Source organism: Thermanaerosceptrum fracticalcis (assembly GCF_000746025.2).
In the GTDB taxonomy this organism is placed as follows: domain Bacteria; phylum Bacillota; class Peptococcia; order DRI-13; family DRI-13; genus Thermanaerosceptrum; species Thermanaerosceptrum fracticalcis.
The window spans coordinates 2866486-2892500 of the sequence record NZ_CP045798.1; the positions used below are offsets into that span (position 1 = coordinate 2866486).

Sequence of the window (26015 nt, forward strand, 5' to 3'; positions counted from 1 at the left end):
TCACGGCAAGGGTGGTGTCGCATTTGTTAAAGGTTTTACCAAGGACAGTAAACTCTACGAAGGATTTGTGGACAGGCTTGTTGCATACCCGTTGGTACAGTTATTTGGGAGCAGGTATTTTAGGTTTGTTTTTGGCCAGAGCGGTAGTGATGGGAGAATTGTATCCATTTGGTGTAGCTTTTTTGGCGGCACTCTGCGTCAGCCATCCAGGACCCGCCAGAATTGCCCTGATTGGTGTGGTATTAGGGACATTGTTAACTATAGAGGGTTCGTCTATGGTGGGCTATTTGCTCAGCATTGGTGTGGTCTATGTGGTCTTATACCGCTACAATAAGCAGGATTATCACTGGCTCACCATACCGGCGCTGGTTTTCGCCATTCATCTTCTGGCCCGGGGCAGTGTTATCCTGATTATGGACAACCGGTTATACCAGTGGATCGGTCTGGCCTTCGAAAGCTTTTTTACCGGTGTTTTAACTCTGGTAGCCATTAACTGTGTCCAATCTTATCCCAAAGCCTTGCGCGGTTTTACCCTTACCACGGAGGAAAAGACAAGCATGGGCTTATTGATTTTAGGAATTCTGGTAGGGCTGGGGCAGGTAGCAGTATGGAAACTGGGGATTCAAAGTGTGATTAGCCGTCTCCTGGTTTTGTGGGGAGGCCTCCTGGCCGGACCGGGCGGCGGTGCCGCCGTGGGGGTTGCCGTGGGTATTGTACCAAGTATCCAGGGAACATTAACCACGGGTCCCATTGCCTTTTATGCTTTGGCCGGGCTCTTAGGCGGGGTCTTCAACACCTTTAGAAAAGCCGGGGTTATTGTGGGCTTTACCCTGGCTAACCTGATCCTATCCCTGTTCTTTACTGAACAAATAGCTATATTAGACACTTTAAAAGAAACTGCCGCTGCTTCTTTGCTGTTTATCCTTTTCCAGGTGCCCCAGGCTAAACAGCAATATCTAAAATACGAGCAAAAAACAGACGATCATATCAAAAACACGAAACTCCATACTGCCGATAAACTGCAGAAAATTGCCCAGGTCTTTGTGGAACTGCGTACTGTTTTTGAGATCCAGGAGAAAAATAAAAAAGAGACCAATGAACTCAATGTTTTGTTCAACAAGGTTGCCTCACAAGTCTGTGAAAAATGCAGCCTGCACCGGGTTTGCTGGGAACAGGATTTTTATAAAACGTACCGTGCCATGCTGGAGGCCTGTACCAAATTGGAATCGGCCGGTTCTATCAGTGAAAAAGAATTTGGTACGGATTTAAAAAGGCGTTGTGTTCGCTTAAGAGAGTTAAGCGTAGCCCTTAATTCACAGCTGGAGCTTTTAAAGTTAATTAATTCTTATGAGAAGCAGCTGGTTGAATGCCGCGAGCTCATTAATAACCAGCTCAATGGAGTGGCTAATATCATCCAGGACTTTTCGGAGGAACTGAAGACAGAAGTGAGATGTGATACCAACCTCAGCTCATATCTAAAGGAAAAACTCAAAGAAAAAGGAATTGAAGTGGATGAGATCACCGTCATAGATTTAGCCGATGGGGAAAAAGAAATTCATATTATGCAAACCCACTGTCCGGAAAAAAACTGGTGCAAATCCCTGGTGGCCCCCAACATCTCCCAGGTACTGGGGAAAACCTATGTTCTGAAAAGCCAGGAGTGCCGCTCCCTGGGGCAGAACGGCAGCTGTTCCTATCATCTTGTGCCGAGCAGGGCGATGCAGATGAATGTGGGTAAAGCCCAAAGCCCCAAAGAAGGCGTAGCCGTATCGGGGGATATTTGTTCTGCCCTGACCCTGCCCAATCATCGTTTTGCCCTTATTCTGGTAGACGGGATGGGTGTAGGGCCGGAAGCCCATGCAGAAAGCACAGTTGCCGTTAATCTCCTGGAAAAACTGCTTTTGACGGGACTGTCGCCAGAGCTGGCTGTCAGAACCGTGAATACAGCTTTATATATCCGTTCACCTAAGGAAAAGTTTGTTACCCTGGATGTGGTGATTGTTAACCAGATCAATGGACAGGCGGATTTTATTAAGATGGGCGGGGCACCTACCTTCCTTCGCTCGGCCAAGGGCATAAAAATCATCAGGGCTTCTTCACCACCTGCCGGTATCCTGCAGAATATCGAGGTTGAGACCATCAGGCATGTTCTCCTGCCGGGGAATATTATCCTGATGATGAGCGATGGTATCTGGGATGTCCTCTATAATACCGACGGGCCGGCAGGTTGGTTTGAAGACCTGTTGACACAACTGGAATACACTGACCCGCAGCAGATAGCCAATTATATTTTGTTTTTGGCGAAAAAGGCGGCGGGAAATAAGGCCCTGGATGACATGAGTATACAGGTAGCACGCATAGAGCAGAGAGAAATTGCCTAAAAACCACCCATGCCTAGAAGGCACAACCAATTATGAAAATATGTAGAAGTGATTACAATGGTCTAATTTTCTGCTACATTGGAATTATCAGGGACAAAGGTTGATTGTATTTTGATGGTATAACCTCGACTAAAAACCTAACCTGATTGCCTTTGAGCACGGCCAATTGTCGCCCCTTGTTTTTAAGGACTTGGGAACAGCACGGGTACTAAACTCCATATTTTCTCGGGCAATCATCCCTGAAATCCATTGGAGCAGGAGTGAGTCGTATGCAAGACATTCTGGAAATTTGTTGTGGTCTTGATGTCCACAAGGAAACTGTTGTCGCCTGCTTATTAAAAGGCAATGTTGACGGGGAACCAGTTAAAACCATCCGCACTTTTTCCACCCTTCTTGCTGGACTTGATGAACTAAAAGCCTGGCTGGAAGAGGAAAACTGCCGGAATGTGGCTATGGAAAGTACTGGTGTTTATTGGCAGCCTGTATATAACGTACTGGAAGAAGCCTTTGACGGCAGTATGGTTTTGATTGTTACCAACGCCCGGCACATGAAGAATGTTCCTGGCAAAAAGACCGACATGAAGGACGCTGAATGGATAGCCACTCTCTTGCGTGCCGGATTGTTAGAAGGAAGTTTTATCCCCTCGAAACCTATCCGGGAACTCCGTAATCTGACCCGGTACCGTAAAAGCATCGTCGAGGAAATTACTTCCCAGAAAAATCGGATTGAAAAGCACTTACAAAGCTGCGGCTTTAAGCTGTCAACATTTCTTACCGATATATTCGGCGTATCAGGCCGAGCAATTATAGATCACCTTTGCTGCTACGGGAAGATATCTGCCCGCGAAGTAGAAACATTTGTAAAGGGGCGCGCTAAGAGCAAGCTCCATGAGATCAAACAGGCTGTCAATGGTAAAATGGATGTTCACCAAAGGGAGTTCCTCAAGCTTTTGCTAGGGTGGCTGGATCAGCACTACGAGCATCTTCACCAGGTAGAGCAAAAGCTTGAGGAAAAACTCAAGCAATATCAAAGACAACTGGAGCAACTGGACGGCATCCCGGGGATTGACAAAACCGCCGCTGCTGCAATCTTGGCGGAAATCGGCATTGATATGAGCCGATTCAAAACCGCGGAACATATCTGTTCCTGGGCGGGCTTAAGTCCTGGTAATAATGAAAGTGCAGGAAAAAAAAGTCCACCCGTACCACCCATGGCAACACCTATCTAAAACGAATCCTTTGCGAAATTGCCTGGTGCATCACCCGAATACGCGATAGCTATTTATCGTCTTGGTACTGGAAGATAAAACAACGCCGCGGGGCCAAGAAAGCTCTCATTGCATTAGCCAGAAAGCTCCTCGTGATCATTTACAACTTATTGAAGAAAGATGTTGACTACGACGAGACATCCTTTGAAAAAGCTAAACAAAAACAGGAAAAATTCCGTGTAAAAAGAATTATTGCCGAAGCTAAAAAACTCGGTCTGGAGGTGAGAGAAGTCCAGTAAGCTGTCTAACAGTTATATCCTCCAGAAGGATTAATCCGTCAGATGCATGAACTTGCATCTGCTAGTTCGTTATTGTCTTTTTTGCCTTACAAGCATATTGATTATTTGATAGGGTTATTTTCGTACTAAACGATAGGGAAGAGGAAAAAAAGGGAATCCTTTAAAGAAGGACTCCCTTGTTATTTGTAGAAGAAATGTTTAAGCACTAAATAAATGAGAAGGTAATTGATCTTGGTCATGGATATTTCCCAGTTTAGAGTAAAAGTTAAAGAAACCATAGAGCAGTATAACCTTATCCAAAGCGGTGATTTGGTGGTGGTGGGGGTTTCCGGTGGGCCTGACTCCCTGGCGCTTTTGCATGTGCTGAAAACGTTAAGGCCGGAATTATCCTGTGAACTTCATGTAGCACACCTTGACCACTCTTTTCGCGGAAAGCAAGCTGAGGAAGAAGCGAGATGGGTAAAAGAACTGGCCACCCATTGGGGGCTGCCCGTCACCATTGCTAAAAAGGACGTACCGGCCCTGGCCAGGGAAAAAGGGCTTTCACCTCAGGAGGCAGGACACCTGGCACGTTATGAATTTTTATCTGGCCTTCTTAAACAACTGGGTGCCCAGAAAATTGCTCTCGGCCATCAGGCCGATGATCAGGCAGAAACAGTCCTCATGCATTTGTTTACCGGAAGTGGACTTGAGGGGCTGCGCGGGATAGTTCCCGTTCATGGTCCTATTATCCGGCCCCTTTTATATGTAACCCGGGAAGAAATCGAGGAATACTGCCGTGCCCATGCCCTGGAACCAAGGCGAGATCCCAGTAATGAGAAGGACATCTATTTAAGAAATAAAATTCGTAACCGGCTCATGCCCTGGTTATTGGAGAATATCAATCCCAATCTTATCACTACGCTCAATAAAACAGCGCAAATACTTTGGGCCGAAGAGGAATATCTTGAATATGTAACGAAAAAAAAGGCAAAAGAATATCTCGCCCATGAAGGGGATTATGAAAAATTATCTTTACGCCGGTGGGAGGAAATACCCCTGGCCCTGCAGAGACGGCTGATCCGTCACGCTTACAGTTTTCGGGGAGCCGCACAGGGGCTCTATTTCCAGCATGTTGAGGATATCCGGGAGCTGGCTCAGCGCGGACAGGTGGGAAAACTTCTGCACCTGCCAGGGAAAATAATTGTAGAAAAAACTTATGATTTTCTTCTTTTTTATAAAGAAGGTGCAAAGAAACAGCAAAAAACACTGGGAAGCTACCCTTTAAAGATTCCCGGCCGGACGCATATACCGGAAACAAACCAGTATATAGTTGCGGCAATAGAAAGGGAAAAACCCCAAAACCCCGGAAATACCGTTGTTTATCTACCATGGCCGGGCCAGCCTTTAACTTATGTTGCCCGTGCCCGTCGCCCGGGGGATAGATTTTCGCCCAAGGGACTGGCAGGAAGTAAAAAACTTAAAGATTATTTTATCGAAAAAAAAATACCCCGTGGGGAGAGGGATCAAATTTTACTGGTAGCTTCTGAAAAAGAGGTCCTCTGGATACCGGGAAGAGCGGTAAGTAATAAGCTTAACAGCGGGGAAAGTGAGAGATATTTAGTTCTGCAAATCCTGGATGCAAAAGATATGACGGTCAAAATCAAGAGGGTTTAGAATAAGTTTGAAAAAAAACTCAGAATATGGTAAAGTATATTGGTATTCTAGGCATATTGTTTCCTTTATTATGTAAATAGTTGGGGCACCGAGAGGAGGAAACTCGTGAATCGTGTACTAAAAAATTTAGCTATTTATCTACTGATCGTAATGATAGCAGCTTCCATTTTTCACCAGCTAGGCACTCCCCCTAAGGTGGAAGATCCTTTTAACAATGATTACGTGGCGTTTTACAAGGCCCTGGAAAAAGGTCAGGTTCAAACTGTAAAAATTGTACAGGAATTTGATACACGTAAAATTACAGGTACGTTAAAGAACGGTAAAAACTTTGAACTTAATGGCCCGCCTGACGATGAGAAGTTGATAGAACTCATCAAGGCCAAAGATATTCTTTTTACCCATGAGCCCGCACCGAAACCTCCCTGGTGGACCAACCTCCTGAGCACTTTGCTCCCCATCCTTCTCCTGGTAGGCGTTATGTTTTTCATGATGCAGCAAACCCAGGGCGGCGGAAGCAGGGTCATGCAGTTTGGGAAAAGCAGGGCCAGGTTGCATACCGATGATAAGAAACGTGTGACCTTTGCCGATGTGGCCGGGGCAGACGAGGTCAAGGAAGAACTGGAGGAAGTGGTAGAATTTCTTAAACACCCCAAGAAATTTACTGAACTGGGGGCAAAAATTCCTAAGGGTGTGTTGTTGTTTGGCCCTCCCGGTACTGGTAAAACACTATTAGCCAGGGCCGTGGCCGGTGAGGCCGGGGTACCCTTCTTCACCATCAGCGGTTCCGACTTTGTAGAGATGTTTGTGGGTGTAGGTGCTTCCCGGGTTAGAGATTTATTTGACCAGGCAAAAAAGAATGCTCCCTGTATTGTTTTCATCGACGAAATTGACGCTGTCGGCCGCCAGCGCGGTGCAGGATTAGGCGGGGGTCACGATGAAAGGGAACAAACCTTAAACCAGCTCCTGGTGGAGATGGATGGTTTTAATGTCAATGAGGGGATCATTATTATTGCTGCGACCAACCGTCCTGATATCCTGGACCCTGCCCTGTTACGTCCCGGGCGCTTTGACCGCCAGATCGTCGTGGATATTCCCGATGTGAAGGGACGCAAGGAGATTCTGGGTGTTCATGCCCGTGGCAAGCCATTGGCTGAGGATGTTACCCTTGACGTCTTAGCCCGCAGGACTCCCGGTTTTACCGGTGCGGATCTGGCTAATCTTTTTAATGAAGCTGCGCTTCTCGCGGCCAGGCGTAACAAAAGGCGTATCGGCATGGAAGAGCTTGAGGACTCCATTGAACGTGTGATAGCAGGCCCTGAAAAGAAAGCCCGTACCATTAGTGAATTTGAGAAGAAGCTGGTTTCTTACCACGAGGCAGGTCATGCTCTGGTGGCTGAACTCTTGCCCCATACTGACCCCCTGCATAAGGTGTCCATTATACCCCGCGGCCGGGCGGGAGGTTACACCCTGCTCTTACCCAAAGAGGACCGTCATTATATGACTAAATCCCAACTTTTGAACCAGGTGACCATGCTCCTGGGCGGTCGTATGGCGGAAAAACTGGTTCTCAATGAAATCAGTACAGGTGCCCAAAACGACTTGGAAAGGGCTACCGACTTAGTGCGTAAAATGATTACCGAATATGGTATGTCCGATGAATTAGGGCCTCTCACCTTTGGCAGAAAACAGGAACAGGTCTTTTTAGGACGGGATATTGCCCGGGACAGAAACTATTCGGAAGCGGTAGCGTACTCTATTGACAAGGAAGTACGTCGTATTGTCGATGAGTGTTATAAAGAGGCAGAAAGAATGCTCAAAGACCATATTGATGTCCTGCACCTGATTGCCCAGACCCTCATGGAAAAAGAGACCATTGAGGCCGACGAATTTGCTGCCTTAATCAAGCAGTCAGGTATTCATTCCACCAAAAACGGGGACAATAAGCCATCTTAATCTTTTAGGAGGAAGCTCATGGAAAGGACCTTTGTCATGGTTAAGCCCGATGGTGTACAGAGGGGCTTAATCGCCGAGATCATTGGGCGGTTAGAGAAAAAGGGCTATAAACTCATTGGCCTCAAAATGCTCACCTTGACCCCCGAGACGGCGGCTTTGCATTATGCGGAACATGCAGGTAAGCCCTTTTATCCCGGATTAATTTCTTTCATTACCTCGGGGCCTGTAGTAGCTATGGTCTGGGAAGGGAAAAATGCGGTGAAAGGCGTTAGGACCTTAATGGGTATCACTAACCCCACGGAAGCTATTCCCGGCTCCATCCGCGGAGATTACGGGATTGATATGGGAAGAAATGTGGTCCACGGCTCCGATTCACCCGTAAGCGCCCAGAGGGAAATCGCGATTTATTTTAAAGAAGAGGAATTAGTGGATTACCAAAGGGATATGGATAAGTGGATATATGAATAATAAAACCCAGGGCCCTAGGCCCTGGGTTTTATTATTCATGGTTGTTAGTTATTAGTATATAATAAGTTTTTTAATTGGCAAAACATACATATATTTACCTGCAAGGAGGAAATATAAATTACTATAGCGAATAACTTTAAATATTTCCCTATTTCAAATAGCGCATTTGCTTTAGGACAGCAGGGCAATTTTTATAAGGGTAACTCGAATCATATCACATAAAAGGGGGTAATACCTTTGGAATTTAATCTCAAGCCTGGATTAGTAGGCGAAGCAAAAGAACTGGTATCGGAAGAAAATACTGCCATAAAGTATGGCAGTGGTGGTGTAGCGGTTTATGCAACTCCAGCCATGATTGGTTTAATGGAGAATGCTGCTCTGCGCTGTGTGGACCCTTTACTACCGGAAGGATGGGCTACCGTAGGAACACACCTTGATGTCAAACATATGGCGGCCACGCCCGTTGGCATGACGGTTACCGCCAAAGCCGAACTGCAAGAGATCGACGGGCGGCGCCTGGTTTTCCGGGTGGAGGCCTTTGATGAACGTGAAAAGGTTGGGGAAGGCAGCCATGAGCGCTATATTATCAACCTCCCTAAGTTTTTAGCAAAAAATGAAGAAAAGAAATTAGGATAGGAGGAGTAATTCTGAAAACCGATATCCAAATTGCCCAAGAGGCTAAAATGCTGCCCATCATGGAAATTGCCCGAGGATTGGGCATCACAGAAGATGATATCGAACTTTACGGCAAATACAAGGCCAAATTGTCCTTGGCCCTCTGGCCAAAAATTAAAGACAGACCCAATGGCAAGCTGGTCCTGGTGACAGCCATAAATCCTACACCAGCCGGCGAGGGTAAAACCACTACCACAGTAGGTTTGGGACAGGCACTCAATCGTTTGGGTAAAAAAGCGATTATTGCCTTGCGCGAGCCCTCCCTGGGCCCGAGTTTTGGCGTGAAAGGAGGAGCCGCAGGGGGTGGCTACAGCCAGGTAGTGCCTATGGAGGACATCAATCTCCATTTTACCGGTGATATTCACGCCATCACTACCGCCCATAATTTGCTGGCGGCACTCTTGGATAATCACCTGCACCAGGGAAATGAGTTAAATATTGATCCCCGCCAGGTAGTCCTGCGCCGGGTCATGGACTTAAATGAAAGGGCCTTAAGAAATATTGTCATTGGTTTAGGCGGCAAAGTAGACGGAGTACCGCGGGAAAGCGGTTTTGATATTACCGTAGCCTCGGAGGTCATGGCCAGCCTTTGTTTGGCCGAGGATTTGATGGATTTGAAAGGACGCCTGGCCAGGATTGTGGTGGCCTATACTTATGACGGAAAACCCGTGACGGCCCGTGACCTGAAAGCTGAAGGCTCCATGGCGCTCCTCTTAAAAGACGCCATTAAGCCTAATCTGGTGCAAACCCTGGAAAATACACCCGCCTTCGTCCATGGCGGGCCCTTTGCCAACATTGCCCATGGCGCCAATACTATTATGGCCAGCAAGATGGCCTTAAAGCTGGGAGAAATTTTAGTGACGGAAGCCGGTTTCGGCGCTGATCTGGGAGCAGAGAAGTTCTTTGACCTGGTCTGTCCCTATGCGGGATTTAAGCCTGCTGCCACCGTGGTTGTGGCCACTATTCGGGCCCTCAAGATGCACGGGGGCGTATCTAAAGCTGAACTGGGCAAACCCAATCTCGAGGCCCTGGCCAGAGGTATGGCCAACCTGGAAAAACACATCGAGAATGTACAGAAATATGGAGTGCCTGTAGTGGTAGCCCTCAACCACTTCCCCACTGATACCGAAGAAGAAATTAACCTGGTGCTCAATCGCTGCCGGGAGCTGGGGGTAGATGCAGCCTTATCCCGGGTCTTTGCTGAAGGAGGTAAAGGCGGGGAGGAACTGGCCCAAAAGGTCCTGGATGTCCTGGAAAACAAGGAAAGTAAGTATCAACCTTTATATGACTGGAAGCTTCCTGTGCAAGAAAAGGTGGAGATAATTGCCCGGGAGATATATGGAGCATCGGGAGTCTCCTACAGTGCCGAGGCCTTAAAAGCCATCCAGCGCTACGAGGACCTAGGCTATGGGCACCTACCCGTCTGTATGGCCAAAACCCAGTACTCCTTATCTGATGATGCCACCAAATTAGGCAGGCCCGTAGGTTTCACCATCAATGTCAAAGAAGTGAGACTGTCGGCGGGGGCGGGCTTCCTGGTGGTATTGACGGGCAATATCATGACCATGCCCGGGTTACCGAAAAAGCCTGCGGCCAATGAGATTGATATAGATGCCGAGGGTAGAATTACGGGATTATTTTAGATTTAGAGAAGGTATTCAAGTCTGTTTGGCTATACGTCCTAGGGAAGGGTCAGGCAGTGCCCTGTATTATCAAGGGAAAAGCAGTATTAAAAGGGGGTAAAGTATGCAGGGACCGTACTTGTTGGATTTACAGGGAAAAGAAGATGCGGAAAAGGTATTCTACGAGATTGGCTGCGATCCCGTAGGTGTGCAGCTTATGTTAAATAAAGCCCAGATCTACCCCCTGATAGTTAAAGATGTAAAAAGCCCGGGAGCCAACGCCCTCAAACAGCACATGCTCTCTTTAGGTGGTGATGCTGTGGTGGGGAGAGGTGTGATTAACAACAGTCAGCCCACTTCAGATGTGTTACTCCTGGGTACCTTAAAACAGTATAAGGGATTGACGGAAAAGCTTGTGTATCAACCCTGGGGCTTAAAAGAACTGGGAAAGAAGATTAAGGCTTTAACGGCACAGCTTGGTAAAAAAACACGGGTGGAATGGAACTGGGCCGACCGTAGCTTAACTTTAGGTGAGAGAACCCTGGTAATGGGCATTTTAAATGTTACACCGGATTCTTTTTCTGACGGGGCGAAGTACAATACTTTAGATTTGGCCCGCAAACAGGCCATAAAGATGGTGGAAGAGGGAGCCGATATTATCGATGTAGGTGGTGAATCCACCCGTCCCGGTTCCCGGCCTGTATCCCTGGAGGAAGAACTAAACCGTGTCCTGCCTGTATTAGAAGTATTGTTAAAAGAGCTGCCGGTCCCTATCTCCCTGGACACATATAAATCTGAAGTAGCCCGGCACGCCCTGTTCTTAGGAGTGCATATCATTAACGACGTAGGCGGGGGAAAAAAGGACCCCCACATGGCTCAGGTAGTAGCAGAGAAAAATGCTCCCGTCATAGTCATGCATAACCCGGCGGAACCAAACTACAGGTCTCTGGTGCCAGATATTATTGAGGATTTAAAAGAAAGTATTCAACTCTACGAACAGGCTGGCTTGCCTCCCGAAAAAATCATGGTGGATCCCGGGATAGGTTTTGGTAAAAATGCGCAGCAAAGCCTGGTGGTGATGCGTCACCTATTGAGTTTCCAATCCCTGGGCAAGCCCCTTTTATTAGGTGCCTCCCGGAAGTCTTTTATTGGCGCTGTTTTGGACACCCCTGTAAATGATAGGTTAGAAGGATCTCTGGCGGCGGTGGCCTGGGGTGTCATGAAAGGAGTCCAGGCGGTAAGGGTTCATGATGTGAAAGAAACAGTACGCCTGGTAAGAATGCTGGAGGCTATGTCAAGTGCAGGTGAAAGTGATGGAACCATTAGATAAAGTACTCCTTTATGGATTGAGGTTTTACGGTTATCATGGCGTCTGGCCTGAAGAGAAAAAGCTGGGGCAATGGTTTGAAGTGGACCTGGAGATGTGGGGGGATTTTACGCAAGCGTCGAAGACAGATAACCTGGAAGATGCCCTGGATTACAGTATAGTCTATCAACTGGTTAAGACCGTCATAGAAGGGCCCAGTGTAAATCTCTTGGAGAAACTGGCCTCCCAAATAGCAGGAGCACTGCTGGAGATAGATTCGATACAAAAAGTGCAGGTTCGTGTGAAAAAACCTGGTGCACCTTTAGGAGGACCTATGGGTTATGCAGGAATAGAAATAGTCAGGAGCAAGAACTATGGCTGAAATACTGTTCCTGGCCTTAGGCAGCAATGTAGGTGATCCGGTAAGGAATCTTCTCTGGGCTATCGAGAGGCTGACAGAAGCGGGACTTAAAATGATCAAACCCTCCGGGATTTATCTGACCGAGCCTGTAGGGTATCTTGACCAGCCGGATTTTTATAATATGGTTATAAAAATGGAGACTGATCTTGAACCCCGTAAGGTGCTGGAAATATGTCAGGCCATAGAGGTTGAGTCTGGTCGGGTGCGGGAAATCCCCTGGGGTCCCCGTACTCTTGATATAGACATTTTATTCTTTGGTGAGCGGCTGGTTCATGAGGAAGACTTGCAAATCCCTCATCCCCGCCTGAAAGAGAGGGCCTTTGTCTTGGTGCCCTTACGGGAAATTGCTCCCGATGTGTTTCACCAGCTGGGGGTTGTGATTCCTCCGCAAAAAGTTGTCTTGCTAATTGAGAGTAGCGATGTTACAATGGAGCTGAAGAAAGAGGTTTGAACATAGCGGCGTTAAACGGCATCCTTCGGGAGCTGTAGTAACAAAGGCTGTTTCAAACTTTAACAAAATACTGATTAACTTACAAACCGCTTGGAGCCACTGTGGACCGAGACGGAAGGAAAAGCAGCTTAGCTCATTTTGTAAGCATAACCTTCTGGACTTTTGTGTCCGGAAGGTTTTTTTAATTTAAAAACTAACTGTTCACGGTTAACGGTTAACGAAACCCCATACGGTTTGGGGGAGAAAGGGGGATTTAATGAGAAATATTGGGATCGTTGGTCTTGGAAGGGTGGGCACAGCTTTAGCCCTATCCTTTCAAAAATGTGGCTTCACTGTTTATGCCGCCACAAAGGGTACTTCACAGGGAAAGGTCTCGGGAGAAGGCAATTATACGGTAGGTGAGCTTTCTCACGTGGTGCAGAAAGCAGAAGTTCTTTTTATTACCACACCTGACGGTGTCATCAGTACGATAGTTCAGCAGTTAGCGAATTATAGCGAAATTAACCTCAAAGCTGTCTTGCATATGAGCGGCGCTCTTCCCTCCGATGTTCTTTCCCCCCTTAAAAAGAGGCGAATAGCTGTAGGGTCTTTACATCCCTTGCAGAGTTTTGCAAGTCACCAGTGCGCTATCAATAATTTACCAGGGTCTTATTTCACTTATGAAGGGGATTCTTGCCTGGAGGAATGGGTGACGACCGTGGTAAAAGGGTGGGGCGGCAAACTGAAAATCCTGTCATCTCCGGCGAGCAAAATGATTTATCATGCGGGTGCGTGTATCGCCTCTAATTACCTGGTGGCCCTGTTTAAACTCAGCATGGAGTGTTTCCGGGCGGCAGGATTCAGTGAAGGGGAAGCGAGAGAAGCTATTTTACCCCTCATGAGAGGCACTTTCCATAATCTCGGCCATTTACCGCCTGAGTCGGCTTTAACCGGGCCCATATCCCGCGGGGATATGGAGGTGATAAAGGGACATATCACCTGTCTTGCCCGGGAATTACCCTCTGCTTTACCAAGTTATTGTACCCTGGCTACAGTAATAGGGGAGATGGCTTTTGCCTCCGGTAAGTTGTCCCCGGAACAGTATCGGGATTTAATAAAATCATGTACAGGAGGAATGACCCATGGCTAGAGAAACAGTTACCACCCTTAAGGAAAAAAAGGCTAGAGAGGAAAAAATTACTATGGTTACCGCTTATGATTACCCCAGTGCCAGGTTAGCTGAAGAAGCGGGAATTGATATGATCCTTGTGGGAGATTCCCTGGCTATGGCTGTTTTGGGCCATGAAACTACGCTGCCGGTAACTATGGATGAAATGATTTATCATACCAAGGCCGTCGTACGTGGGGCGGCAAATACTTTTGTGGTAGGCGACATGCCCTTTCTTTCCTATCACCGTTCCCGGGAAGATGCTGTTACCAATGCCGGCCGTTTTCTCCAGGAAGCGGGAGCCCAGGCCGTTAAACTGGAGGGAGGTCAGGAGAAGCTGGATGTGATTAAGGCCATTATTTCTGCCGGCATTCCAGTTTTGGGGCATCTGGGGTTGACACCCCAATCCGTTCACCAGATGGGGGGTTATAAAGTCCAGGGGAAAGAAAAAGAACAGGCGGAAAGGCTGCTTTTGGATGCTAAGCTTTTAGAAGAGGCGGGCGTATTTGCCCTGGTCTTAGAATGTATTCCCGCTCCCCTGGCCCAGGTCATTTCTCGTTCCTTAACCATTCCCACTATTGGTATTGGTGCCGGGCCCCAATGTGACGGTCAAGTTCTGGTCTGGCATGACCTTTTAGGGATTACGCAAAATATGAAACCACGTTTTGTAAAAAGGTATGCTGACTTATACACCCATATTTTACAGGCGCTAAAAGCGTATAAAGATGAAGTGCAAAGCGGTAAATTCCCGGCAGAGGAACACTGTTTTGGTATGAACAGTGCATTCTTACCAAAATTGTATTAAGGGGGGATTTGATGCTGGTATTCACTAAGATTCAGGAGATGAGGAACTGGGTAAAGGAAAGAAGAGACAGTGGACAGGAAATAGGCTTTGTACCAACGATGGGGTACCTTCATGATGGCCATCTCAGCCTGGTTGCTGCTGCCCGCCAGGAGAACCAGGGGGTGGTGATGAGCATTTTTGTGAATCCGACACAGTTCGGACCCCAGGAAGACTATGCTGCCTATCCCAGAGATTTGGCCCGTGACTGTAGGCTTGCGGAAGAGGCGGGTGTTGATGTTGTTTTTGCCCCTGGGGTGGAGGAAATGTATCCCGACTATCCCCCCCTTACTGTGGTTGATGTCAAGGAAATTACCAAAGGCTTATGTGGAGCCTCACGACCTGGGCATTTTGCCGGTGTGGCCACGGTGGTCACCAAGCTCTTTAACATCGTCCAGCCTGACCGGGCCTATTTCGGGCAGAAAGATTACCAGCAGGTTCAGGTGATTAAACGTATGGTGAAGGACCTCAATATTCCCGTAACTATAAAAACTGTTTCCATCAAGAGAGAAGAGGACGGTTTGGCCATGAGTTCACGTAATACTTATTTAAGCCCGGAGGAAAGAAAAGAGGCCCTGTGTCTTTCCGAGGCTTTAAAACTGTGTCAGGAACTCTATGAAAAAGGGGTAACTGCAACAAGTGAACTCATTGAAGCCATGTCTGCCAGGATTAACCAGGAACCCAATGCCCAGATAGATTATGTTGCCATTTGCGATGCCGAGTCTCTTGTTCCCGTGAAGGAAATAAGAAACAGAGTTGTTGTGGCCCTGGCCGTAAAAATTGGCAGGACCCGTTTAATAGACAACATGGTGATAGGAGGGGAATCCTTTGTACCGGATCATGTTTAAATCTAAAATACATCGGGCGAAAGTCACGGAAGCCAACTTGAACTATATGGGGAGCATTACCATCGATGAGGCTTTGCTGCAAGCCGCCAATATCTTGCCTCATGAAAAAGTTCAGGTGGTAAACAATAACAACGGGGCACGTTTGGAAACCTATGTGATACCCGGGCCTCCTCATTCGGGGGTTATCTGCCTTAATGGTGCGGCAGCCCGTTTGGTACAGCCGGGGGATATCGTGATTATTATCAGCTACGCCGCTGTCCCCGAGGAACAGGTCTTAAAACATAAACCCCTTACGATTTTTGTCGATGAAAACAATAAAGTGATAAGGGCGGGTGAAGAAACGGCTTTTACTGTAACTTAAATGTAAACAATCGCAACTTAATAGGCGATAGGTTGACATAATCCCTACCCCCCACCTATAATAAGAGAAGAATGTTAACTAATTTATGAAATCAGGTTAACAAGGAGGGCGTAGTATCGTGAAACTAAGTATTCGGGAAATGACTCAAGTTGCTTTATTTTCTTCTCTTATTTGTGTAGCCTCCCTTATCCTTAAGTTTGGCGGAGAAGTGGTGGTGCCTTTCAGTATCCTGCCCTTGATGACAATGCTGGCAGGAGCCGTTCTGGGGCCACGTTTAGGTGCTCTCAGTGTCTTAGTGTATGTACTTATTGGCTTAATGGGGGTTCCTGTGTTTGCTAAGCCGCCCTACGGCGGACTTACTTACATCTTCCAGCCTACTTTTGGTTTCCTTATAGGCTTTGTTGTAGCGGCCTACGTGATTGGCCTCCTCTTAGAAGGGGCAGCTCAAGGCAGTATGGTAAGATACCTGGGGGCAATGGTGGTAGGGATAGCTGTCATGTATCTGGTGGGAATTCCCTACCTTTATGGGATTATCAAATTTTATCTTGGTAAACCCTTTACACTCTGGAAAGCAGTACAGGTTGGCTTACTGCCCTTCATCGGATTAGACCTGATCAAAGGTTTGCTGGCCGCAGTAGCGGCCAGAGGTATCCGTACACGCCTGGCGAACCAGAGTACCCCAAGATTTGAATAACCCCAAAAGCGTTAGGAAACACTCCTAACGCTTTTAATTTGCATTTTTCCAACATCTTTGTTAGAATAAAATCGCTTTACGCGTAGGAGGTATTAATAATGGCCTTATCAACCCGGAGAATTGTCATTACCGGTATGCTTGGTGCTATTGCTATTGTATTAGGAGCCACAGGGATTGGCTTTATACCGGTGCCTACACCCATTGGTAAAGCAACTATTCTTCATATACCCGCTATCCTGGCGGGAATTATGGAAGGACCTGTTGTCGGGGCCTTAGTGGGATTAATTTTTGGTTTGTACAGTTTTCTTTCTGCCAGCAGTCCCCTGGCCGCAGATCCTGTTGTAGCTATTACACCTCGCATTTTAATTGGTATTGTTTCATATTATGTATACACCCTTTTCCGTAAACGACCCGTTATTGGGGCGGGAGTGGCCGCTGTTGCCGGGACTATGACGAATACCATTGGTTTTTTAGGTTTGGGTGTTTTACAAGGATATATTAAATGGGCTGTGGTCTGGATGATCATTGCTACTCACAGTATTTTCGAAGTTATTGTCGCGGTGGCGATTGTCGTAGCTTTGGTAAAAGCCCTGCAGCGCTATTTAGAGCAGGTTTAACAGGAGATAAAAGGATGGTGCTCCATAATGTTATTAGTATTTGATGTTGGTAACACAAATATTGTACTGGGGGTTTATGAGCAGGAACAGTTGATCAGGCACTGGCGTTTATCCACCAACCGCAACCAGACTGTTGATGAATATGGCATCATGATTTGCAGTCTTTTCAATCACAGTAATTTAGATTATCGCAAAGTAGAAGCTATTATTATATCTTCTGTGGTACCGCCGGTGATGCCCACTCTGGAACAAATGGCCCGCCAGTATTTCAATGTTGACCCTCTTATTGTAGGACCGGGGGTAAAGACGGGAATGCCTATTCTTTATGAAAATCCCCGGGAAATAGGGGCCGATAGAGTAGTTAACGCTGTAGCAGGATATGAAATTTATGGGGGACCTCTGATTATTGTAGATTTTGGTACTGCCACAACTTTTTGTGTGATCAGCGCCAAAGGTGAGTACATAGGCGGCGCCATTACGGCAGGCATAGGAATCGCCACAGAAGCCCTTTTCCAGCGGGCGGCGAAACTCCCTCGCATCGAATTGGTGAAGCCTAAAAAGGTAATTGGCCGTAATACCATAACGAGTATGCAATCAGGTTTAATCTATGGTTACATTGGGCAGGTTGATGGTATTGTCCGCCGCATTAAGGAAGAAATAAACAGTGATGCTTATGTGGTCGCCACAGGGGGTATCGCTGACCTCATTGCCAAAGATTCTGAAACCATCAATAAAGTAGATCCTTTTCTCACATTAGAGGGATTAAGAATTATCTACCATCGTAACCGGCCGTAGGGCTGGTTTTTCTTTAGTTGTTAGTTGGTAGCAGTTTAGTTACTAGTTACTAGTTATTAGTTACTAGTGGTTTTAGTCTGAGGTTGGACGTCGGATAGCGGATATCGTTCGTTCGCATAATAAGTTTGAGGTGATTTATCTTTGAAAATAGGCGATGTGACCATACCCAACCAGGTTGTACTGGCTCCCATGGCTGGTGTTACAGATAAAGCCTTTCGCATGATCGCTAGAAAACATGGCTGTGGCCTAGTCTATACGGAAATGGTCAGCGCCAAAGCCCTGACCTATAAGAATATCAAAACAAAAGCCCTGTTAGATATTGAAGGTGAGGAACAGCCCATCTCCGTTCAGTTGTTCGGCTCTGAACCCCATATTATGGCTGAAGCTGCCCGAATTGCAGTGCAGGAAGGGGCTAAAATCATCGATGTGAACATGGGATGTCCTGTGCCCAAAGTCGTAAAAAATGGAGAAGGTTCAGCTCTGCTGGAGAACCCCCAGTTAGCTCAAGCTATTGTACAAGCCATGGTTTCTGCTGTTGATGTACCGATTACGGTTAAAATGAGAATTGGCTGGGACAGGAACCATATCGTTGCTTCCGAGTTTGCCAAAAAAATGGAGGAAGCGGGAGCCAGTGCTGTGGCGGTGCATGGGCGAACCAGGGATCAATACTATTCCGGTAAGGCTGACTGGGATATCATTAAAGAGGTGAAAGCTAATCTTTCCATTCCTGTTATTGGTAATGGTGATGTCTGGTCTCCCGAGGATGCCAAAAACATGTTAGAAAAGACGGGCTGTGATGCCGTTATGATAGGCCGGGGAATCATGGGTAACCCCTGGCTGATTTCACGTACTTTACAATATCTTAAGGGAGAAAAGGTTTTAGCCCCTCCTACAATTAGAGAAAAAATCAGGGGAGCTATCGAGCATTTGGATTTAACTATTTCCTTTAAAGGGGAAGATATTGGGGTCCGGGAGATTCGTAAACACCTGGCCTGGTATTTAAAGGGTTTAAGCCATACAGCCCCTTTGAAAGACGCTATCTTTAAAGCCACCAAAAGAAGCCAGGTGGTTGGTTTATTAGAGGAATACTTGGAAAAAGTTACAGCAGGAAGCCAGTGATGGTTCCCTGCTTTTTTCATTTAAAATCTTAACAAAAATGGTTTAATTTATCCAAAAAAGTATGTATTATAGGAATAGGTGTACACCAATTTGTGCACAATATAGCAGGTGGTGGGTTTAATGGAATTAATTAGAGTTGGCGATAAGGTTATCGATAAGGCCAAAATTGTTGAAGTGATAGATCAGATACTGAACTACCGTATTCGAGGGCTTACCCAGCAGGAAGTAGCTAAGGAGATGGGATTAGAGAGAAGTTTTATATCCCGCCTGGAAGGCATAGGAGAAGTGAGAAAGGGCGGAAGCATTGCCGTTATTGGTTTTCCCATAAAAAACAGAGAGGAAATAAAAGCAGTATTGAATAAAAAGGGTGTGGATTTCAGCATCTTGCTTTCCGAAGAAGAAAGATGGCGTTTTGTCAAAGAAAAGACTGGTTTAGAACTGTTTAACGAGATCATGGCCTTGTTACAAAAAATAAGATCTTTTGATAAGGTCATTATTCTAGGGTCACGGCAGCGGGTAAGAATGTTATCTGCTTTGCTTGATAAAGAAGTGCTGACCTTTGAATTGGGTGAATCGCCGCTTTCGGAAGATATTTATGTGGAGGTAAATAGATTGGAGAAACTTTTAGACCTTTGTTAAGGGAGGGTGTTGCATGAAAAGGGTAGTCAGTGTTAGTCTTGGCTCAAGCCGGCGAGATCATGCTGTAGAAAGTGAAATATTAGGCACCAGGTTTAGAATTGAACGAATTGGTACCAACGGGGATTTGGAGAAAGCGATAGAAATTGTCCGGTCCCTTGATGGTAAAGTAGATGCTTTCGGTATGGGCGGGATAGATTTATATATTGTGGCCGGTAAAAAACGTTACATATTGAATGATGCCCGGCGTATTGCCGAAGCTGCCAGGATTACACCCATCGTGGATGGCAGCGGTTTGAAAAATACCCTGGAACGACGAAGTATTAAATATCTGCAAGAAAAAGGCATTATTGATTTCAGGGATAAGAACACGCTTTTGGTTTGTGGCGTTGATCGTTTCGGCATGGCTGAGGCGTTGGAAGAGAGTGGGGCCAATGTTACTTTTGGTGATTTAATCTTTGGTCTTAATGTGCCCGTACCTATTAGATCATTGCGAACCCTGGCAGGGGTGGCCAGAGTCCTTGGGCCCCTTGTGAGCAGGCTGCCTTTTAAGTATTTGTATCCTACCGGGGATAAACAGGATGTCATAACTACCAGGTTTTGTAAATATTATGAGGAGAACGAGATAATTGCGGGTGATTTTCATTATATCAAGCGCTATATGCCCGAAGACTTGCGCAATAAAATCATTATTACCAATACGGTAATCAAGGAAGATATAGAGACATTAGGAAAACGTGGGGCCCAAATACTTATTACAACTACGCCGGAATTCCAGGGACGTTCTTTTGGCACAAACGTCATGGAAGCTGTTCTGGTGACGCTTTTAGATAAGCCCGTGAAGGAGATAACGGAGGAGGATTATCATACAATACTCGATCAGGTGGGATTCCTGCCCCGCATAATATACTTGCCAAAAGTTTTGACCGCCTAAGCATAGGTATATGGAGGAATAATTTACATGGATAAATTCGCCTTTGTCATACATCCTATCACTATAGAAGATGTTACAAGGAAATTCCCAGTTGCCAAACGTCTTCCCCAATTTGTAGTAGAGCGAGCCCTAAGGCTTTTGCCGCCTTTTAAAGTATCGGACATTACCGGGGTAAAGGCATCCGGTAATGAAATCGCAGGTGAATTTATCGCCTGTCCTCTTACCTCGGGTCAGCTGCTGGGCCTACCTGGGGAAGTAACCTTACAAAAAATTATTCACAGTGTAAAGCTGGCGGAAAAAAACGGCGCCCGCATTGTAGGATTAGGGGCGTTAACTTCCGTGGTGGGTGATGCAGGGATAACGGTAGCAAAAAATGTAGGAGTACCTGTAACTACGGGGAACAGTTACACGGTTTATACCGCTTTAGAAGGAACAAGAAAAGCCGCTCAACTCATGAATATGGAGTGGTCTAAAGCCAATATTGTTATTTTAGGAGCAACAGGTTCTATTGGCAGTGTCTGCGCTCAGTTCATTGCTAGGGAAAACCGTTACTTAACATTGGTGGCACGTCAGCAAAGCAAGCTGGAGGGTTTAGCTAATAAACTGTTATATGAATATGGTGTGGCTGTGAAAATTACTTCGAATATACGGGAAGCCATACGCAAAGCGGATATTATCATCGCCGTTACCTCATCTCTTGATGCAGTAGTACATCCGGAAGATCTAAAACCAGGCTCCATTGTATGCGATGTAGCGAGACCCAGAGATGTTTCCTACCGTGTAGCCTTAGAAAGAAACGATGTTCTCGTTATCGAAGGGGGCGTGGTTGATGTTCCCGGTGACCCCGATTTTCATTTTAACTTTGGCTTTCCCCGGGGCAAAGCCTATGCCTGTATGGCAGAAACAATGATTCTTACTTTAGAAAAAAAATTCGTATGTTTTTCCTTGGGAAGGGAAATGACTATAGAGCAGGTTGAGGAAATGGGCAGACTTGCCGGTAAACATGGTTTTAAACTTTCGGGATTCAGGAGTTTTGAAAGAGCTTTAACCATGGAAGAGATATCTAGCATCCAGGATAATGCCCGTCGAGCTCAATTAAAATTAACAGTATAGGTTTGGTTTAACTGTAAAGCCTTGACAAATATTCCTACCATCTATATAATAGCCCATAGAGTTTAATAGAAACATGTCTTGCACAAGCACTGCGATTTTTCCGGCAGTGCTTGTTGATATAATTGAAAGGGGACACACCTGTTTAGTTACTAGTTACTAGTTACTAGTTACTAGTTACTAGTGGCTTTCCGCGCAATTCTGAAGTCGGAAATAGGAAAGCGGAAAGCGTAAGGGGAAAGGTATGGGAATGTCCCCAATCAATTCTCTTGGGCCAGTAGTGTCCCAATAATGTCAGCTTTTTGAGTTATCGCGTTTCCTGTAGGGTTAACTTCTTGGGTTTTTTCTACATATAAAAAGATTAAAGAAGGATCTTAAGACAAATAAGGGAGCGAAGGACAATGACGACTGAAAAAGAAGTGATTCTGACTCTGGATGGATTGAAGAAACTGGAACAGGAGTTGGAAAACCTTAAGACGGTTAGACGCAGGGAAGTGGCAGAAAGAATCAAACAGGCCATTGAATTTGGCGATATTAGTGAAAACTCTGAATACGAAGACGCCAAGAACGAACAGGCCTTTATTGAGGGGAGAATTTTGACCCTGGAGAAGATGCTGCGTAATGCCAAGGTTATAGAACAGACAGAAAACGAGTCTAATGTTGTCTTTATTGGGGCCAAAGTACTTCTTAAAGACCTGGAATATGGTGATGAATTAGAATATACTATCGTGGGTTCTGCAGAAGCTGATCCCATGAATAATAAAATATCCAATGAATCTCCTGTGGGCAAAGCTATTTTAGGCAAAAAAGAGGGAGAAATAGTGGAAGTAAGTGTCCCGGCCGGCAAGTTGAAATATAAAATTTTAAATGTCGGCTAGAGTATCTAGAAGGGAAGATAAGGCGTGTCAGAAGTACAACAAGAATTAAATGAATTAATGCAGGTGCGTTTAGAAAAACTTCATGAACTAGAAAGTAAAGGCATCAACCCCTTTGGTGAGAGGTTCCCGAGAACTCATCAGGCGGTGGATATCTTAAATAATTTCGCTGATTTAGAAGGCAAAGATGTGACCATTGCAGGCCGGATCTTGTCTAAACGGGATATGGGCAAGGCATCTTTTGCCCATATTCAAGACTTTTCCGGTCGGATCCAGATCTATGCTCGTCTTAATGATGTGGGAGCAGAAACCTACGAACTTTTTACCCGGCTGGATATCGGTGATATTATCGGAGTGACTGGTCATGTCTTTAAGACCCAGAAGGGTGAAATTACGGTTCATGCCAAATCCCTTACTTTGTTGACTAAATCCTTAAGACCGTTACCCGAGAAGTGGCACGGACTTAAAGATGTGGAATTAAGATACCGGCAGCGGTATTTAGATTTAATCGTGAATCCTGAAGTTAAACAAGTTTTTATTCTGCGCAGTAAAATTATTGCGGCTATGCGCCGCTATCTGGATGGACAAGGTTTCCTGGAAGTGGAGACACCCACCATGCATGCTATTTCCGGTGGTGCCAGTGCCCGCCCTTTCATCACTCACCACAATACTCTAGATATAGACTTATATATGAGGATCGCTCTAGAACTCCATCTTAAAAGACTTATTGTGGGTGGCATGGAAAAAGTCTATGAGATTGGCCGGGTCTTCCGTAATGAGGGTATTTCCACCAGGCACAATCCTGAATTTACGATGATGGAACTCTACCAGGCCTATGCCGATTATCATGACATGATGAATTTGACAGAAAATATGATTGCCTACATTGCCCAGGAGGTTCTGGGAACAACGAAAGTCTCTTACCAGGGAACAGAAATAGATCTTACTCCGCCTTGGCCGCGTATTACTATGGTTGATGCGGTGAAAAAATATGCTGGTGTAGATTTTACCCTTATTGGTAACGATGAAGAAGCCCGTAAAGCGGCCCAACAATTGGGTATTCATGTTTCTCAGGATGTCACTAAGGGTTCTATCCTCAATGAAATTTTCGAAGAAAAAGTGGAGCAACATCTTGTTCAACCTACCTTTATTCTAGATTATCCCATTGAGATTTCACCTTTAGCCAAACGTAAAAAGGACGATCCCGATTTTACTTACCGTTTTGAGTTATTCATTACCGGCCGGGAATTTGGCAATGCCTTCTCGGAACTTAACGACCCTATTGACCAGCGGGAACGGTTTATGAAACAGATGGAGCAGCGGGCTAAAGGTGATGAAGAGGCCCAAATGATGGACGAAGATTTTGTGAGAGCTCTTGAAGTAGGTATGCCACCTACAGGTGGTTTGGGTATCGGTGTTGACCGTTTGATTATGCTGCTTACGGATTCACCATCTATAAGAGATGTTATTCTTTTTCCGACTTTACGTCCCCGGGATGATATTTAGTTTAAAAGCAGGCGCCAAGCCTGCTTTTTGCTTACCGAGAAATGTATACTTTAGAGCAATTGATACATATTATAATTAAATATGCGTTTGGTATAGCCAATTAATTCCTGGTTGACATATGGTTCCTAGGCATGTTATTATATTTTCCTGCAACGAGGCAGGTGCATTTAAAAGTCTTTATAAAACCAAGTGAATTTACCAAAACATAACATTGACAATGGGTTTAAGCCTGTGATACTATATAAAAGTCGCTGTGACAACGTGAAAAACTTGTTAAAGCGACCAGGATTTAGTTGGTAGTGGGAGACCACAAAAACCAGCTGAATCTAACAACCAACAACTGACAACTGGGGTTACCAAAAAGTGGACGGTTGACAAAAGTCGACTGGACATGATAGAATGAGATTCCGCTCGCAAGAGCGGAAAATAAGTTGCTAGTTCACAGTTACTAGTCACTGGTGAAAAGAGATGACCAGAGAGGTCAGCTAAACACTAGGAACTAATAACTAATAACTAATAACTAATAACTAGTAACTAATAACCAAAACAACTCGCGGACGTTGTCCGCGGAGGTCCTTGAAAACTGAACAGTTGAGAGCGAGCGTCTTGTTCAATTCAAATGAAGTAATTAGTGATTCAAGAGCTAATCAAACGCCAAAGAGTAAGTGCCTGGTTACTAATGACTAGTAACCGGTAACTAATAACTTTTATTGGAGAGTTTGATCCTGGCTCAGGACGAACGCTGGCGGCGTGCCTAACACATGCAAGTCGAACGGTCCGGCACTCAACTTTTAGTTGAGAGCCGGATAGTGGCGGACGGGTGAGTAACACGTGGATAATCTGCCTGTGACCCTGGGATAACACCGTGAAAATGGTGCTAATACCGGACAGCTTCGTTGGAGCGCATGCTTAGATGAAGAAAGGAGAAATCCGGTCACAGATGAGTCCGCGGCTGATTAGCTAGTTGGTGAGGTAAAGGCTCACCAAGGCGACGATCAGTAGCCGGCCTGAGAGGGTGGACGGCCACACTGGGACTGAGACACGGCCCAGACTCCTACGGGAGGCAGCAGTGGGGAATCTTCCGCAATGGGCGAAAGCCTGACGGAGCAACGCCGCGTGGGTGAAGAAGGCCTTCGGGTTGTAAAGCCCTGTCTTATGGGAAGAAGAAAGTGACGGTACCATAGGAGGAAGCCACGGCTAACTACGTGCCAGCAGCCGCGGTAATACGTAGGTGGCAAGCGTTGTCCGGAATCACTGGGCGTAAAGGGCGCGTAGGCGGTTAATTAAGTCAGATGTGAAATATCCGGGCTTAACCTGGAGGGTGCATCTGATACTGGATAACTTGAGTGCAGGAGAGGGCAGTGGAATTCCTAGTGTAGCGGTGAAATGCGTAGATATTAGGAGGAACACCAGTGGCGAAGGCGGCTGCCTGGACTGTAACTGACGCTGAGGCGCGAAAGCGTGGGGAGCAAACAGGATTAGATACCCTGGTAGTCCACGCCGTAAACGATGGGTACTAGGTGTAGGAGGTATCGACCCCTTCTGTGCCGGAGTTAACACAATAAGTACCCCGCCTGGGGAGTACGGCCGCAAGGTTGAAACTCAAAGGAATTGACGGGGGCCCGCACAAGCGGTGGAGCATGTGGTTTAATTCGACGCAACGCGAAGAACCTTACCAGGTCTTGACATCCCCTGATAGTCTAAGAGATTAGATGTTCTGTCTTCGGACAGACAGGGAGACAGGTGGTGCATGGTTGTCGTCAGCTCGTGTCGTGAGATGTTGGGTTAAGTCCCGCAACGAGCGCAACCCTTATCTTTAGTTGCCAGCACTTAAAGGTGGGCACTCTAGAGAGACTGCCGGTGACAAACCGGAGGAAGGTGGGGATGACGTCAAATCATCATGCCCTTTATGACCTGGGCTACACACGTGCTACAATGGCCTGTACAAAGGGTAGCGAAGCCGTGAGGCGGAGCCAATCCCAAAAAGCAGGTCTCAGTTCGGATTGCAGGCTGCAACTCGCCTGCATGAAGTCGGAATCGCTAGTAATCGCGGATCAGCACGCCGCGGTGAATACGTTCCCGGGCCTTGTAC

General features: G+C 46.2%; 22 protein-coding genes, 1 rRNA gene and 1 pseudogene (1 of these 24 running past the window's edge). All 24 read left to right on the forward strand.

Features of this window, described 5'->3' with window-relative positions; all coding sequences use genetic code 11:
- Nucleotides 1-23: 23 nt before the first annotated feature.
- A complete protein-coding gene (spoIIE, locus tag BR63_RS14540; protein WP_034425961.1) occupies nt 24-2381 on the forward strand; it encodes a stage II sporulation protein E in 2358 nt (785 codons plus the stop codon).
- A gap of 269 nt (nt 2382-2650) precedes the next feature.
- Nucleotides 2651-3888: pseudogene (locus BR63_RS14545) on the forward strand (IS110 family RNA-guided transposase).
- Between the two features lie 237 nt (nt 3889-4125).
- Nucleotides 4126-5544, forward strand: coding sequence for a tRNA lysidine(34) synthetase TilS (tilS, locus tag BR63_RS14550; RefSeq protein WP_243270122.1), 1419 nt, complete (start codon nt 4126-4128; stop codon nt 5542-5544).
- Nucleotides 5545-5649: 105 nt separating this feature from the next.
- Entirely contained in the window at nt 5650-7497 is a 1848-nt protein-coding gene (gene ftsH, locus BR63_RS14555) for an ATP-dependent zinc metalloprotease FtsH (protein WP_034425265.1), read from the forward strand.
- Nucleotides 7498-7515: 18 nt separating this feature from the next.
- Nucleotides 7516-7965 (forward strand): nucleoside-diphosphate kinase, encoded by a 450-nt coding sequence (gene ndk, locus BR63_RS14560; protein WP_034425263.1) that lies wholly within the window; start codon nt 7516-7518, stop codon nt 7963-7965.
- Between the two features lie 237 nt (nt 7966-8202).
- Nucleotides 8203-8601, forward strand: coding sequence for a thioesterase family protein (locus BR63_RS14565; protein ID WP_034425261.1), 399 nt, complete (start codon nt 8203-8205; stop codon nt 8599-8601).
- An 11-nt stretch (nt 8602-8612) separates the two neighbouring features.
- Nucleotides 8613-10283 (forward strand): formate--tetrahydrofolate ligase, encoded by a 1671-nt coding sequence (locus BR63_RS14570; RefSeq protein ID WP_034425259.1) that lies wholly within the window; start codon nt 8613-8615, stop codon nt 10281-10283.
- Nucleotides 10284-10386: 103 nt separating this feature from the next.
- A complete protein-coding gene (folP, locus tag BR63_RS14575) occupies nt 10387-11592 on the forward strand; it encodes a dihydropteroate synthase (RefSeq protein WP_034425257.1) in 1206 nt (401 codons plus the stop codon).
- Nucleotides 11561-11950, forward strand: a complete 390-nt coding sequence (gene folB, locus BR63_RS14580; protein ID WP_051966200.1) for a dihydroneopterin aldolase — start codon at nt 11561-11563, stop codon at nt 11948-11950. Before folP ends, folB begins: the two co-directional genes overlap by 32 nt.
- Nucleotides 11943-12440: a 2-amino-4-hydroxy-6-hydroxymethyldihydropteridine diphosphokinase gene (folK, locus tag BR63_RS14585; protein ID WP_051966199.1), complete on the forward strand. Its 498-nt coding sequence runs from the start codon at nt 11943-11945 to the stop codon at nt 12438-12440. The genes folB and folK overlap by 8 nt, the downstream gene beginning before the upstream one ends.
- A 256-nt stretch (nt 12441-12696) precedes the next feature.
- On the forward strand, nt 12697-13569 hold the full coding sequence (locus BR63_RS14590) for a Rossmann-like and DUF2520 domain-containing protein (protein ID WP_051966197.1): 873 nt from the start codon (nt 12697-12699) through the stop codon (nt 13567-13569).
- Nucleotides 13562-14392, forward strand: a complete 831-nt coding sequence (gene panB / locus BR63_RS14595) for a 3-methyl-2-oxobutanoate hydroxymethyltransferase (protein WP_034425255.1) — start codon at nt 13562-13564, stop codon at nt 14390-14392. The genes BR63_RS14590 and panB overlap by 8 nt, the downstream gene beginning before the upstream one ends.
- A gap of 11 nt (nt 14393-14403) precedes the next feature.
- Nucleotides 14404-15276 carry a pantoate--beta-alanine ligase gene (gene panC, locus BR63_RS14600; RefSeq protein WP_034425254.1) on the forward strand — a complete coding sequence of 291 codons (873 nt, stop codon included), beginning with the start codon at nt 14404-14406 and terminating at the stop codon, nt 15274-15276.
- Nucleotides 15257-15637: an aspartate 1-decarboxylase gene (gene panD, locus BR63_RS14605; protein ID WP_034425252.1), complete on the forward strand. Its 381-nt coding sequence runs from the start codon at nt 15257-15259 to the stop codon at nt 15635-15637. The genes panC and panD overlap by 20 nt, the downstream gene beginning before the upstream one ends.
- Before the next feature lie 118 nt (nt 15638-15755).
- Nucleotides 15756-16331: a biotin transporter BioY gene (locus BR63_RS14610; protein ID WP_034425250.1), complete on the forward strand. Its 576-nt coding sequence runs from the start codon at nt 15756-15758 to the stop codon at nt 16329-16331.
- A 98-nt stretch (nt 16332-16429) separates the two neighbouring features.
- Nucleotides 16430-16948, forward strand: a complete 519-nt coding sequence (locus BR63_RS14615) for an ECF transporter S component (protein ID WP_034425248.1) — start codon at nt 16430-16432, stop codon at nt 16946-16948.
- A 27-nt stretch (nt 16949-16975) separates the two neighbouring features.
- A complete protein-coding gene (locus BR63_RS14620; protein ID WP_034425246.1) occupies nt 16976-17743 on the forward strand; it encodes a type III pantothenate kinase in 768 nt (255 codons plus the stop codon).
- Nucleotides 17744-17884: 141 nt separating this feature from the next.
- On the forward strand, nt 17885-18862 hold the full coding sequence (gene dusB / locus BR63_RS14625; RefSeq protein ID WP_034425244.1) for a tRNA dihydrouridine synthase DusB: 978 nt from the start codon (nt 17885-17887) through the stop codon (nt 18860-18862).
- Nucleotides 18863-18982: 120 nt separating this feature from the next.
- Complete coding sequence (locus BR63_RS14630; protein ID WP_034425242.1) at nt 18983-19501, forward strand: hypothetical protein; 519 nt, start codon at nt 18983-18985, stop codon at nt 19499-19501.
- A 13-nt stretch (nt 19502-19514) separates the two neighbouring features.
- Nucleotides 19515-20432, forward strand: coding sequence for a hypothetical protein (locus BR63_RS14635; RefSeq protein ID WP_034425240.1), 918 nt, complete (start codon nt 19515-19517; stop codon nt 20430-20432).
- A 27-nt stretch (nt 20433-20459) separates the two neighbouring features.
- Nucleotides 20460-21545, forward strand: a complete 1086-nt coding sequence (locus BR63_RS14640) for a shikimate dehydrogenase (protein WP_034425238.1) — start codon at nt 20460-20462, stop codon at nt 21543-21545.
- A gap of 398 nt (nt 21546-21943) precedes the next feature.
- Complete coding sequence (gene greA / locus BR63_RS14645) at nt 21944-22420, forward strand: transcription elongation factor GreA (protein WP_034425236.1); 477 nt, start codon at nt 21944-21946, stop codon at nt 22418-22420.
- A 57-nt stretch (nt 22421-22477) separates the two neighbouring features.
- Nucleotides 22478-23923 (forward strand): lysine--tRNA ligase, encoded by a 1446-nt coding sequence (gene lysS / locus BR63_RS14650; protein WP_051966203.1) that lies wholly within the window; start codon nt 22478-22480, stop codon nt 23921-23923.
- A 707-nt stretch (nt 23924-24630) separates the two neighbouring features.
- Nucleotides 24631-26015: ribosomal RNA gene (locus BR63_RS14655) — 16S ribosomal RNA — on the forward strand (it continues 233 nt past the right edge of the window).

Excerpts from the sequence above, each read along its gene's own strand:
- tilS (WP_243270122.1), top strand. The coding sequence starts at position 4,126 with ATGGATATTTCCCAGTTTAGAGTAAAAGTTAAAGAAACCATAGAGCAG.
- ndk (WP_034425263.1), top strand. The coding sequence starts at position 7,516 with ATGGAAAGGACCTTTGTCATGGTTAAGCCCGATGGTGTACAGAGGGGC.
- folP (WP_034425257.1), top strand. The coding sequence starts at position 10,387 with ATGCAGGGACCGTACTTGTTGGATTTACAGGGAAAAGAAGATGCGGAA.
- folK (WP_051966199.1), top strand. The coding sequence starts at position 11,943 with ATGGCTGAAATACTGTTCCTGGCCTTAGGCAGCAATGTAGGTGATCCG.
- BR63_RS14590 (WP_051966197.1), top strand. The coding sequence starts at position 12,697 with ATGAGAAATATTGGGATCGTTGGTCTTGGAAGGGTGGGCACAGCTTTA.
- panB (WP_034425255.1), top strand. The coding sequence starts at position 13,562 with ATGGCTAGAGAAACAGTTACCACCCTTAAGGAAAAAAAGGCTAGAGAG.
- panC (WP_034425254.1), top strand. The coding sequence starts at position 14,404 with ATGCTGGTATTCACTAAGATTCAGGAGATGAGGAACTGGGTAAAGGAA.
- BR63_RS14615 (WP_034425248.1), top strand. The coding sequence starts at position 16,430 with ATGGCCTTATCAACCCGGAGAATTGTCATTACCGGTATGCTTGGTGCT.
- BR63_RS14620 (WP_034425246.1), top strand. The coding sequence starts at position 16,976 with ATGTTATTAGTATTTGATGTTGGTAACACAAATATTGTACTGGGGGTT.
- BR63_RS14630 (WP_034425242.1), top strand. The coding sequence starts at position 18,983 with ATGGAATTAATTAGAGTTGGCGATAAGGTTATCGATAAGGCCAAAATT.
- BR63_RS14635 (WP_034425240.1), top strand. The coding sequence starts at position 19,515 with ATGAAAAGGGTAGTCAGTGTTAGTCTTGGCTCAAGCCGGCGAGATCAT.
- BR63_RS14640 (WP_034425238.1), top strand. The coding sequence starts at position 20,460 with ATGGATAAATTCGCCTTTGTCATACATCCTATCACTATAGAAGATGTT.
- greA (WP_034425236.1), top strand. The coding sequence starts at position 21,944 with ATGACGACTGAAAAAGAAGTGATTCTGACTCTGGATGGATTGAAGAAA.
- lysS (WP_051966203.1), top strand. The coding sequence starts at position 22,478 with ATGCAGGTGCGTTTAGAAAAACTTCATGAACTAGAAAGTAAAGGCATC.